Below are 11,581 nucleotides of genomic sequence, written 5' to 3' on the forward strand. Positions count from 1 at the left end.
ACCCTGCCGTCCAGGAGTCGCATCAGGCGGAGTCCGCCGGGTCAGTCGTCTGTAGCGGGCAGCTCAACAACGCGCACGCGCTGGATGCGGGCGCCCTCCATCGCGGTGACCTCGAAGGCCAGCCGTTCGCTTTCGAACGTATCGCCCACGCCCGGCAAGCGGCCCAGCTGCTGAAGTACAAAACCGGCAAGCGTGGCGAAATTGCCCTCGCTGGCGCCGGGCAGGCGGTGGCCCAGCAGGTGCTCCACGCGGCGAACGTCCAGGCTGGCATCGAGCAGCCACGCGCCATCCGGCTCACTGACCGCCGAAGGATCGCCTTCACCGCTTTCGTGGGGGAATTCACCGGCGATGGTCTCGAGCACGTCGGCCGGCGTGACCAGGCCAAGGATGCTGCCGTACTCATCGACGACCAGCGCGACCTGCAACGGCGCGCGGCGGAACTCGTCGATAAGGCGCAGGACGCTGAGCGATTCCAGCACGGTGATCGGCTTGCGCACGGCCGTTTCCGTTACCAGGCGGCCATGCTCGGTCAGGCTGGCCAGCAGGTCGCGGGATGACGTGACGCCAATCAGCTCATCCAGGTCACCGTTCGCCACCAGCATCCAGTGGTGCGGCGATTCACGGGCTTCGGTGAGCAGGCTCGACAGGTCATCGGAGGGATCGACCCAGACGATCTCGGTGCGCGGTGTCATGATCGAGCGTACGGGACGCTGCGACAGATCCAGCACGCCCTGCACCATCTCCAGTTCGTCCCGGCCGAAGACCGACGGCTCCGCCTGCTCCACGTCAGGCGCCTTCTTGCCCTCGCCTTCTTCATCCACGCTGCCGCCCAGCAGGCGCAACACGGCCTTGGCGGTGCGGTCACGCATGATGCGGCCGCCAAGCAGCAGCGAGCGGCGCCGGTTGCGGCGCATGGTCTGGTTGAACACCTCGATCATGATCGAGAAGCCGATCGCGGCGTACAGGTAGCCCTTGGGAATGTGGAAGCCAAAGCCTTCCGCGATCAGGCTGAAGCCGATCATCAGCAGGAAGGACAGGCACAGGATGACCACCGTGGGCCGCGCGTTGACGAATGCGGTGAGCGGCTTGCTGGCGGTGATCATCAGCGCCATGGCCACCACCACGCCCACCATCATGATCGACAGGTGATCGACCATGCCGACCGCCGTGATGACCGAATCCAGCGAGAACACCGCATCGAGGATGACGATCTGCGCGACAGTCAGCCAGAAACTGGCCTTGCGGGCGCCCTTGCCTTCATGGTCGTCGCCGGCCTCGAGGCGCTCATGCAGCTCGAGCGTGGCCTTGAATAGCAGGAACGCGCCGCCGATGAGCAGGATGAGGTCGCGCCAGGACAACCCGAACCCATTCCACTGGAACAAGGGCTGGGTAAGCGTGACCAGCCAGGACATGGCGGCCAGCAGGCACAGGCGCATGACCAGCGCGAGGCCAAGGCCCAGCAGGCGCGCGTGGTCGCGCTGGCGGGCGGGGAGCTTGTCGGCGAGGATCGCGACAAACACCAGGTTATCGATACCGAGGACGATCTCCAGCACGATCAGCGTGAGAAGACCCGCCCAGGCCGAAGGGTCGGCTAACCAGTCGAATGCAAACATGGGACGGCGCCGGGAGCGCCACCTTTCCTCCTATAAGTGACCGGTGACTATACAGGGCAAATGTGAAGGTCTGTGCCGGAAGCCATCGTTGCGCGGGCGGAAGGCCGTCGGCTACGTTGGCGCATGCCTAACGATCCCGTCTTTCCCTCTCTCCCCGCCGATTCGCTGCCTGCCGGCTCCGCCCGCCGCCAGGGGCCGGGCTGGGTCGAGACAATTCTCATCCTTGTCGCCTACTTCGCGCTGCAGTTCGTGCTGGGAGGCGCGTTTGGCCTGGCCTCGCAGACCCTGGCGAAGTTCTTCCCCAACAGCGTCCCCGGCCCGGGCGACCGCCTGGTCACCGTGGTCATCCTCACCCTGGTGGGAGCTGCCGTCGTCACGCTGGCGCTGGTCAAGCGGCGCTGGGCACCCCTGCTCCGCGATGGCGGCCCCGCTGGCTTTGGCTTCACGGCCCCGACGGGTGCGCAGATAATGTTCGGCGCGGTCATGGGCGTGGTTGCCCCGCTCGTGGGCGGGCTCCTCACTCAGTTGCTGGCCGGTGACCACACGGTAAGTCAGTCGGTGAGCGAGCTGGCCGATAGCGCCCACGTCATCATGCGCATTGCGCTGTTGCCGGTGGCGGTGCTGGTCGGGCCGTTCGTCGAGGAAGTGCTGTTCCGCGGTGCCCTGCTTGCGCTGCTGCGCACCCGGTTCGGCGATGGCTGGGCCATCGCGGCCTCTGCCGTGGTGTTCGGCATCGTGCACCTGCCCGACCTGGGCGGCCTGTGGTACGCGGTGCCTAACCTCGCCCTTGTCGGCGCCCTCTGCGCGTGGCTGCGCGTCCGCAGCGGCTCGATCTGGCCAGCGTTCGTCTGCCACGCGGCGAACAACGCGCTGGCCACCATGGCCTGGTTCGGCTAAAGCGTTTCCAGCGACGCCACCATCCGCGCCAGCCTCGGGCTGGCATAACACTGCGAGCCCACGGGTATCAGGCCCACCTTGCTGAACTCGCCCCGGTACCAGCTCGCGGTGCGGCCGAAAAACGCCTCGCGATCGCCACCGGGATCGTCCTCGCGGGTGTACACCTCGAGGAAGGCCAGGCCTTCGGCCATCTCGCCAATGCCGGTCAGCCCGCTCCGGATCTCGGCCGGCTTCAGGTAATGCAGCACATCAGTGCACACGATCAGGTCAAAGCGCGTGTCGAAGCGCAGCTCGGCCAACTGGCCAAAGCGGGCGTAGCCGATGTTGCGCGAACGGCCGTAACGGGCCACGGCGTATTCGCTCGCCTCCAGGCCGCGGTACTCGATGCCCGGGCGCAGGCGGCGCAGCACGGCCCGCCATGGCGCTTCGCCACAGCCGATGTCGAGCACGTTACGGACGGGACGTCCAAGATAGAACTCGGCCTGCCCCAGCACCATGGCGACCTTGCGGGTGAGTTCCGCGGTGGACCGCACGGCGTGGTCCGCGCTGCGGTACCACTTGTCGAAATAGGCCTGGTCGTAGGTCTTGGGCATCGCGCGCATCCCGCCGAAAACGCCCATCCTACCGGGCGTACACTTTCAGCACACGCCTGCCGCCGCATCGTGGCGGCATCGGACAGGAGATACCCATGCCCCGCATCCAGCTTCGCATTACCGGTGACCGTGATGTATTCGACGATGTCGTAAACGCCATCCATGGCCTTGACCGCATTGAGTACGTGGAAGAGATCGACGATTTCGCCAGCGATATCCGTGATGATTCCAGCTCGCTCGACCTGTCCGACGACGTGGGCTCACGCACTTACACGGTGGAAATCGAAGTGCCCAACGACAAGGTGGGCGAGCGCGTCCGGGAAGTCGCCGAAGAAACGGCTGGAACCCGCGAGGCGGCCATCGAATTCGTCTACCCGGACGAAAACGAGATCTGACGTTGGCCGGAAATGTGAACCGTCGCAAACCCCGGGGGTAAACCTTCCCCCACCCTGTCCCGTTTGAGGTTTATCGCGCCTCGAAGGGAGATCCCGATGCGTCGTTTCCTCGTGGCCTTCCTTGCCACCTGCCTGTGCCTGCCTGCCGCCGCCGCGGAGAAACCCCTGAGCCAGGAAGATGCCGCATGGCTCGATCGCGTCACGTTCGGCGTCGATAGCGCCACGGTGGCCGCGTATCGCGACCAGGGCCGGCGCCATTTCCTGCAAACCCAGCTCCACCCGCGCGGCGATGGACTGCCCCAGGCCATTGCCGCGCAGATCGCTGGCTTCGATGTCATGAAGACGCCAACCGATGCGCTGCTTGCCCAGGTTCGCGACCAGTACCGCGATATCAACGCCATGCCCGACGGCGATGCCAAGCAGGAAGCGCGCAAGACGCTACAGAAGCAGGGCAACCAGTACGCCCAACAGGCACAGGCCGCCGAGCTTCTGCGGGCCATCTACGATGAAAACCAGCTGCGCGAGCAAATGGTCTGGTTCTGGCTGAACCACTTCAGCGTGTTCCAGAACAAGGGCCGCGTGCGCTGGCTGGTGGCCGACTACGCACAGAACACCATCCGCCCGCACGCGCTGGGCAAGTTCCGCGACCTGGTCATGGCGACGCTGAAGAGCCCGGCCATGCTCGAATACCTGGATAACGCCCAGAACGCGCGTGACAAGATCAACGAGAATTACGCGCGCGAACTGATGGAGCTGCACACGCTGGGCGTCAACAGCGGCTATACGCAGGCCGATGTGCAGAACCTCGCGCGCATCCTTACCGGCGTCGGCGTCAACTTCGATGGCCAGCCACGCAAACTCCGCCCCGATCTGCGCCCGTATTACGTGCAGGAAGGCGTGTTCGAGTTCAACCCGAACCGGCATGACTTCAGCGACAAGGTGTTGCTGGGTAAGCCGATCAAGGGCGGTGGCTTCGATGAAGTGGAGAAAGCCGTGGACCTGATCGTGAGCCAGCCGGCCTGTGCCACGTTCATCTCCACGAAGCTGGCGAAGTATTTTGTCTCGGATAACCCGCCGCCCTCGCTCATCACCGCCATGGCGAAAACGTTCCGCCGCACCGATGGCGATATCGCCGAGGTGATGGAGACCATGCTGACCTCGAAGGAATTCACCGCGTCGCTGGGCAAGCACTATAAAGATCCCACCCAGTTCCTGGTCTCCACCATGCGCCTCGCCTACGACGGCAAGCCGGTGGAAAATCCCCGCCCGCTGGTGAACTGGATCAATCAGCTGGGCCAGGCGCCGTTCGGCCGGATCACGCCGGACGGTTGGCCGACGTCGGATTCGGAGTGGTCCAGCTCCGGCCAGGTGGCCAAGCGCTTTGAGATCGCCCGGGCGATCGGCAGTGGCGCCAACCATTTATTCGACCTGGACGAGGCGGGGACACGCTCCGTAGGCGGTTTTCCACAGCTCACGACACCCACCTACTACGCGACGATCGAGCCGGCGCTAGGCCCGAAGACGCGTGATGCCCTTTCACAGGCCACGTCGCAGCAGGAGTGGAACACCTTCCTGCTCTCCTCGCCCGAATTCAATTACCGCTGAGGTTCACCATGGACCGCCGCCAGTTTCTCTTTGCCCTTGCCGCTACCGTTCCCGCGCTCACGCTCGGGGGCAAGGTGTTTGCCGCACCCGCCAGCTCGCCGCGTTTCCTGCTCGTCTTTCTTCGTGGCGGCTACGATGCGAACAATTTGCTGGTGCCTTACGCCAGCGATTTCTATTACGAGTCCCGCCCGACCATCGCGCTGGCGAAACCGACGCCGGGCGATCCGAAATCGGTGCGGGCGCTCGATGCCAACTGGGCGCTTACGCCAGCGGTCGCGCAGAGCATGGGCCCGCTGTGGGACAAGAAGCAGCTCGCCTTCATCCCGTTCGCAGGCACGGACGACCTGTCACGCAGCCACTTCGAAACCCAGGACAACATCGAATCCGGCGAAGCGGGCGACGCGCGCAGCTACGCCTCGGGCTTCATGGGCCGCTTGAGCGGCGTGCTGCGTGGTGTGCCGCCGATCGCATTCACCGATGCGTTGCCACTGTCGTTCCGGGGAACCGGCGATGTACCGAATATTTCGCTGAAAGGTGGCGGCAAAGCGGTGTTTGATGACCGCCAGTCGAAGATTTTGGCCAGCATGTACGAAGGTACGCCCTTGCAGGCGGCGGCGACCGATGGCCTGCAACTGCGCCAGCAGGTGGCGCAGGATCTGCAAAGCGAAATGGTGGCCGCTAGCCGCGGTGCGGTGAATGCACGCGGCTTTGCCCAGCAGGGCCAGCGCATGGCCACGCTGATGAAGGACCGCTTCCGTCTTGGCTTCGTGGATGTGGGCGGCTGGGATACCCACGTGAACCAGGGCGGTGCCGATGGCCAACTCGCCAATAACCTGGACAACCTGTCGCAGGGCCTCGCCACCTTCGCCGATGGCCTGGGCGAGGCAGAGTGGAACAACACGGTGGTGGTCGTGGTGTCGGAATTCGGGCGCACGTTCCGGGAGAACGGGAACAAGGGTACCGATCACGGCCACGGCACGACCTATTGGGTGCTGGGTGGCAAGGTGAATGGCGGGCGTGTCCTCGGCAGCCAGGTGGTGGTGAATGCTGCCAACCTGCTGCAGAACCGGGATTACCCTGTGCTCAACAACTACCGCGATGTACTGGGTGGGTTGATGAAGCGGATGTATGGGCTTTCGGACGCCGATGTGGGCACTGTGTTTCCGGGCGCCAGGGCGCGTGATCTTCGGCTTGTGTGAGAGCATCGCGCGCAAGCGCGCTCCTACAGGTCTGCCGTGTATTTTGTGCCATTCGCTATGGTAGGAGCGCGCTTGCGCGCGATCGGCTCACCTCACGGCTGCCAGGTCTGACCACCCGGATTCGACAGCTGTCGATCCAGGTAATACGCCGCGCTGATAAACGCCAGGTGGGTGAGCGCCTGCGGAAAATTGCCGAGCGGGTCACCCCGCAAGCTGAGTTCCTCGGAGAACAATCCAAGGTGGTTCGAATACAGGACGCCGCGCGCCATGATCTCGCGCGCTTCGTGCAGCCGCCCCGCGCGAGCCAGGCACTCCACATACCAGAACGTGCATGTGGTGAACGCGCCCTCCCCGCCCTCAAGGCCATCGGCATTCCGGTAGCGAAACACGAGCCCGTCATCCGTGAGTTCATCGCGTATCGCTTCGAGCGTCGCAAGCCACACCGGATCGGTTGCCGAAACAAAGCGGACGAGCGGCATCATCAATAACGACGCATCAAGATCCGTCCCGCCTTCACTCTGCACGAAGTAGCCATTCTCCGGGTGACGGAAATTCGCCCAGATGTCCTCGGCAATGCGATCGCGCTCCGCGGCCCACTCCACCGTTGGCCCGGGCAGGGAGCGCTTTTGAGCCAGGCGAATGGCACGATCCAGCGCCACCCAGCACATCAGCCGCGAGTGCAGGAAATGCCGTGGCTTGTCGCGGATCTCCCAGATGCCCTCGTCCGCGTCACCCCAGTGCCTGGACACGTGATCGACCATGTGCCGCACGTGGCGCCAGCCCGCGTGGCTGGACGCCGTGCCGTACTTGTTGGCCAGGTACAGGCTATCCATCAGCTCGCCATAGATATCGAGCTGGGTCTGCGTGCGTGCCGCGTTGCCGATCCGCACCGGGCGGGATCCGGCGTAACCGGCAAGGTGGTCAAGCGTGGACTCTTCGCGAGCCTCGCTGCCATCCAGCGAGTACATGATGCGCAAGGCCGAATGCTTGTCGAGCTTCGCCAGGCGGTCTTCCGTCCACTGCCTGAAGTGTTCTGCCTCCTCGATGAAACCAAGGCGCATGAAGGCATACACCGTGAACGAGGCGTCGCGCATCCAGGTCGCGCGGTAATCCCAGTTGCGTTCGGCGCCGGTGGCCTCGGGCAAGCCAAACGTCGCCGCCGCCGCGATGGAGCCGTGCCTGTGCGAAGTGAGTAGCTTCAGCACCAGTGCGGATCGATCAACGCGTTCGCGCCAGCGGCCCTTGTAGTTCGATCGCCGCGTCCATCGGCGCCACGCATCGGCGGTGGCGGTGAGTGCGTTTTCGCATTCGTCAGCCGTGAGTGGTTCGTGTTCTTCATCGCCCAGCATGAACCACGCGTGCTCCCCTGCCTCAAGCGTGAAGCTCGCTTCCGCCTCACCCTGGCCGATATCCAGCGGCACAGTAGCGGCCAGCCGTAGCGAGCGCTTGCCCGCGTGAAACACCGCACTATCGCCGTAGGCCTCTACATCGGGCACCTCCCGCGCGTAATCGAACCGCGGCCGGCAACGCACCCGGATGTCGACGGTTCCGCGAAGTACGCGCACGCAGCGCAGCAGAGCACGTGGAACGCGCGCCCTGGCTTCAGGATGCGGCATGACATCGGTGAGTTCGACGCTGCCCTCCTCCGACATCCAGCGCGTCATGAGCACGTTGGTCTCGGGCACATACAGCTGCATGCGGCGGGGATCGGCGAGCGTCGGCTCCACGCTGAACTCCCCACCCTCCTCCGGGTCCAGCAGCGCCGCGAAGATCGTGGGGCTATCCAGGTGGGGCCAGCACATGAAGTCCACGGTGCCATCGGTGGCGACCAGCGCTGCCGTATCCAGGTCACCGACGATGCCGTGCTCGCCGATCGTGCGGCCGGGTACGGGATTGGCAAGGTTTGGCACAGCCATGGCTCCTTCGCCGGGTTCGGCCAAGGAATGACACGCCCGGCGTGAAGGTTTGGCGGAGAGCGCTTAGAACTCCAACCGGTACGCCACCTTCACCAGCCCCTCGTTCACGTCTTTCAGCGAGAAGCCGCGACGGAACTGCGAATCCACTTCGTCGTTCGTGTCCTGCTCGTAACCACCGCGGTTGTACACGATGTAGAGGTTCGATAGCGGGGCGATCTCAAAGCGGTAGCGGACCTGGAAGCCAAGGTTGGCGACACCAAGGCCATCGATCGGTTCGTCGCTGGGTCGCGCGCGGCCGGTGCGGTCGATCTCGTAGGCACCGCGCAGCTTGGCACCCACGGCCAGGGTCTGCAGCTTCACGCGCAGCTCCTGGCGGCTGCCGAAGTTCCAGTTCACGCCGCTGTCGATGCCCACCGTGCGCCCGTCGTACGAGCCCACCAGGTTGTCGTGCTGCCAGATCAGCCAGTTCGGATCCCACTCGTAGCTGGCCCCGGCGAACACGCTGAAGGCATCGGTGATGAAGAACGTGGGCACGAACTTGAAGTAGTAGCCAAGCCGGTGGTAGCCGGTGAGCTCGTTGCCGCTGATGTAGCCTTCCGCTTCCCAACTCCAGCGGCCAATACGCGGGCGCGTGCGTTCGTACTGCAGCTTCGCAGTGGGCGGGTTGCGCACGGGGTTGCCGCCGCGGGTAAGCAGGTCGTCGTACGATGCGGTGAATGCATCCAGCCGCCACTGCTCATTGCTGCCGTCACGCCGGTTGGCATTCAGCTGCACGCGAAAACGGCGGCTCACCAGCAGGCCCTCGGTGTTATCCAGGTTGGAGATCCGGTAACGCCACAGCAGCGAGCTGTACGCCGAGTCCTCCGGCAAGCCGGTCACGCGCTGGCGTACTTCGTAGTGGAAGTACGCCATGTCGTTACGCGGCAGGTAGCCGAAATCGTTGATATCCAGCCGGCGGCCGAAATACATGCCCAGCCACTGCTGCGCCCAGGTATCGTTCATCTGCCAATAGGCGATGGTGGTGGCGCCCAGGCCGGAACTGTTCGCCTGCGGCTGGTCGATCTTGCTGCCGACGATGTTGCTGGTGATGTTGAACGCCTCGTTCGGCTGCCAGCGATGGTCGATGCCCAGCACGTTGGCATCGCGATCGTCGTAGGGGTGGCTTACGTGGGTGGCCAACATGCCGAAGCTCTGTGTCCCGACGGTGCGCAGCAGGCGCAGCGCACCAAAGCTGCGGCCCGCATCGCCTTTTTCCTGGGCGGTGAGGATGCCGTAGCTGGTCTGGCCCACGCTGCCGTTGACCTTCACGGCAGCGGAAATATCCGCCGGGCCGTGTCCGTCATCCGATTCACCACCGACGCGGCGGGTGTAAACCAGCTGCGAGTAATCATCGAGCAGGCTGAAATCGAAGATGCCCTGGTTCTCGGTGAAGAACGGGCGCTTGTCGGTGAAGAACGTTTCTTCCGGCGAGAAGTTCACCACCAGGTCGTCGCTTTCCACCTGGCCGAAATCCGGGTTGATCGTCGCCGTCAGCTGGGTCTGGCCATTCGGCTTCCACAGGATATCGGCGCCCTGCTCGAACGAGGCGCCGCCGTGACCGTGCTCCATCTTTCCAACCACATAGGGCGTCACCGCGAACAGCGATTGCGTGTACGCGGGCAGCTGCACCTTGTGGAACATGGAGAGGAAGCGCCCCTGGTCGAAGCTGACGGCGGGCCACGCCATGCGCTCGCCCGTGGCCGCGATCACGCGATCGATGTACAAGCCAATGGTGCGCGTATCGCCTTCGGGCTTGCGCATCTGCGCCACGTACCAGGGGATCAGCACTTCCACGCTGTAGCCTTCCGCATCCTCGGAGACGGCGTGGTCCCAGATACCATCCCAGTCGTAGCTGAAGTCCGATTCGTTGGTGATCACCTCATCGGCGATACCGCCGGTGGACTTCACCTCGAAATCGAAGCCGGTACGGCCATCGCCGTCGAAATCGACCATCACGTTGATGCGATCGACCAGCGCGTCTTCGTCACGCCGGGCCGCCTGGCGCGAGCGCGGGATATCGGGCGATTGGGTAACGCGGATGGCCGCCGCCAGGCCCTTGGGCGTGGAGAGCACCCAGGCCTCGGTCGGCTGGCTGCCGGGCTTGCCCGTGCGCGGCTGGGTATCGCGGAAATCGGTGATGTGCTGCGCGCCCGCCCACTCGGCCGGATCGATATGGCCATCGATCACCACCCCATCGCGCGCGGCGGTTTCCGCGTGGATGGCGCCAGCGGCGAGGATGAGGGCGGCAAACAGGGTGAAGCGAGCGCGCATGCGGGGTCCGTGCGTAATTTCCTTCGCCTAGGATGCCCGCCGGATCGCAAAGGTTTGCCATGACCGGTGGCACAGGCGGCTAGGCTAGTTCCCTGATGAGGTCGATCAGGGCGCGCAAGGTGGCCGGCACATGGCGGCGCCCGGGGTAATAAAGGGCGAGCCGGTCGAACGGAGGCGTCCATTCGCCCAGCACGTTTTCGAGGCGCCCGGCGGCAAGATCGGCCTCCACGTCGTACTCGCTGAGGTAGACCAGCCCGATGCCAGCCAAAGCCGCCTCGCGGAGCAGCACTGGATCATCGAGGGTCACCGTGCCCGGCACGTCCACGCTCAATGCCTCGCCATGCCGCTCGAACTCCCAGTGGTAGATGTGCCCCGAGGCCATACGGGCACGGACCGAGACGTGCCTGGCGAGGTCGCCCGGGCTCTCGGGGCGGCCGTGGGTGGCGAAGTAGCCGGGTGACCCCACCACCAGGTGGCGTATCCGCGGCCCCAGCGGCACCGCCACCATGTCGCCCGGGACGATATCGGTGGTGCGGAAGCCGGCGTCGTAGCCGTCACGGACGATGTCGATCATCCGCGCCTCGGTGACCAGTTCCAGCTGCACCCGCGGGTAGCGCTGCATGTAGGGGATGAGCAGGGGTTGCATGAGCCGCCTTGCAGCGCCGCCTGACGTGTTCAGCCGCAAGGTGCCGACCAGCTCATCGCTGGCCTCGCCCGCCCGCGCGATCGCATCGCGGATCCCTGAGACCGCCGGGCCGATGTCCTCGACGAAGCGCATGCCGGCATCGGTCAGCCGCACGCTGCGGGTCGTCCGGTGGAACAACCGGGTGCCGATCCGGGCCTCCAGCGCCGCGACGGACTGGCTGAGGGCCGAGGTCGACATCTCCAGTTCTGCCGCGGCACTACGGAAGCTCCCGTGCCGGGCCACCGCCAGAACGGCTTCGAGTTCGGTCAGGCCACTGCGCATTATCCGCTCCAGCTTCATACCGCATTCGGGTTTGTGCAGCTTATCAGGCTAATGGATGGACCTCATCCTGTGGGTTGTCCCCCCAC

Annotated in this window: 9 protein-coding genes; 4 read left to right on the forward strand and 5 right to left on the reverse strand. The window is 64.9% G+C overall.

Annotated features, from left to right (window positions below; genetic code table 11):
* Positions 1-41: 41 nt before the first annotated feature.
* Positions 42-1,613, reverse strand: a complete 1,572-nt coding sequence (locus tag ABIE56_RS08035) for a hemolysin family protein (RefSeq protein WP_429243289.1) — start codon at positions 1,611-1,613, stop codon at positions 42-44.
* A 123-nt stretch (positions 1,614-1,736) separates the two neighbouring features.
* Between ABIE56_RS08035 and ABIE56_RS08040 the strand changes: the two genes are divergently transcribed.
* On the forward strand, positions 1,737-2,510 hold the full coding sequence (locus ABIE56_RS08040; RefSeq protein WP_429243290.1) for a CPBP family intramembrane glutamic endopeptidase: 774 nt from the start codon (positions 1,737-1,739) through the stop codon (positions 2,508-2,510).
* Here the strand turns inward: ABIE56_RS08040 and ABIE56_RS08045 are convergent.
* Positions 2,507-3,103, reverse strand: a complete 597-nt coding sequence (locus ABIE56_RS08045) for a class I SAM-dependent DNA methyltransferase (RefSeq protein WP_429243291.1) — start codon at positions 3,101-3,103, stop codon at positions 2,507-2,509. The genes ABIE56_RS08040 and ABIE56_RS08045 overlap by 4 nt on opposite strands.
* Positions 3,104-3,198: 95 nt before the next feature.
* On the opposite strand from ABIE56_RS08045, the gene ABIE56_RS08050 reads away from it, so the two are divergent.
* The 3 genes from ABIE56_RS08050 (at position 3,199) to ABIE56_RS08060 (ending at position 6,302) form a co-directional block, all read left to right on the forward strand.
* Positions 3,199-3,498, forward strand: a complete 300-nt coding sequence (locus ABIE56_RS08050) for a hypothetical protein (protein ID WP_429243292.1) — start codon at positions 3,199-3,201, stop codon at positions 3,496-3,498.
* A gap of 96 nt (positions 3,499-3,594) precedes the next feature.
* Positions 3,595-5,103, forward strand: a complete 1,509-nt coding sequence (locus tag ABIE56_RS08055; RefSeq protein WP_429243293.1) for a DUF1800 domain-containing protein — start codon at positions 3,595-3,597, stop codon at positions 5,101-5,103.
* An 8-nt stretch (positions 5,104-5,111) separates the two neighbouring features.
* Positions 5,112-6,302: a DUF1501 domain-containing protein gene (locus tag ABIE56_RS08060; protein ID WP_429243294.1), complete on the forward strand. Its 1,191-nt coding sequence runs from the start codon at positions 5,112-5,114 to the stop codon at positions 6,300-6,302.
* A gap of 92 nt (positions 6,303-6,394) precedes the next feature.
* Here ABIE56_RS08060 and ABIE56_RS08065 read toward each other — a convergent pair whose 3' ends face one another.
* From ABIE56_RS08065 to ABIE56_RS08075, 3 genes are all read right to left on the reverse strand, one after another.
* Positions 6,395-8,218: a glycoside hydrolase family 15 protein gene (locus ABIE56_RS08065; protein ID WP_429243295.1), complete on the reverse strand. Its 1,824-nt coding sequence runs from the start codon at positions 8,216-8,218 to the stop codon at positions 6,395-6,397.
* A 63-nt stretch (positions 8,219-8,281) separates the two neighbouring features.
* Positions 8,282-10,528, reverse strand: coding sequence for a DUF5916 domain-containing protein (locus ABIE56_RS08070; protein ID WP_429243296.1), 2,247 nt, complete (start codon positions 10,526-10,528; stop codon positions 8,282-8,284).
* Between the two features lie 79 nt (positions 10,529-10,607).
* Positions 10,608-11,513 carry a LysR family transcriptional regulator gene (locus tag ABIE56_RS08075; RefSeq protein ID WP_429243297.1) on the reverse strand — a complete coding sequence of 302 codons (906 nt, stop codon included), beginning with the start codon at positions 11,511-11,513 and terminating at the stop codon, positions 10,608-10,610.
* Positions 11,514-11,581: the final 68 nt, after the last annotated feature.

The organism is Luteibacter sp. 621, from assembly GCF_050435445.1.
GTDB lineage: Bacteria > Pseudomonadota > Gammaproteobacteria > Xanthomonadales > Rhodanobacteraceae > Luteibacter.

Excerpts from the sequence above, each read along its gene's own strand:
- ABIE56_RS08035 (WP_429243289.1), bottom strand. The coding sequence starts at position 1,613 with ATGTTTGCATTCGACTGGTTAGCCGACCCTTCGGCCTGGGCGGGTCTT.
- ABIE56_RS08040 (WP_429243290.1), top strand. The coding sequence starts at position 1,737 with ATGCCTAACGATCCCGTCTTTCCCTCTCTCCCCGCCGATTCGCTGCCT.
- ABIE56_RS08045 (WP_429243291.1), bottom strand. The coding sequence starts at position 3,103 with ATGCCCAAGACCTACGACCAGGCCTATTTCGACAAGTGGTACCGCAGC.
- ABIE56_RS08050 (WP_429243292.1), top strand. The coding sequence starts at position 3,199 with ATGCCCCGCATCCAGCTTCGCATTACCGGTGACCGTGATGTATTCGAC.
- ABIE56_RS08055 (WP_429243293.1), top strand. The coding sequence starts at position 3,595 with ATGCGTCGTTTCCTCGTGGCCTTCCTTGCCACCTGCCTGTGCCTGCCT.
- ABIE56_RS08060 (WP_429243294.1), top strand. The coding sequence starts at position 5,112 with ATGGACCGCCGCCAGTTTCTCTTTGCCCTTGCCGCTACCGTTCCCGCG.
- ABIE56_RS08065 (WP_429243295.1), bottom strand. The coding sequence starts at position 8,218 with ATGGCTGTGCCAAACCTTGCCAATCCCGTACCCGGCCGCACGATCGGC.
- ABIE56_RS08070 (WP_429243296.1), bottom strand. The coding sequence starts at position 10,528 with ATGCGCGCTCGCTTCACCCTGTTTGCCGCCCTCATCCTCGCCGCTGGC.
- ABIE56_RS08075 (WP_429243297.1), bottom strand. The coding sequence starts at position 11,513 with ATGAAGCTGGAGCGGATAATGCGCAGTGGCCTGACCGAACTCGAAGCC.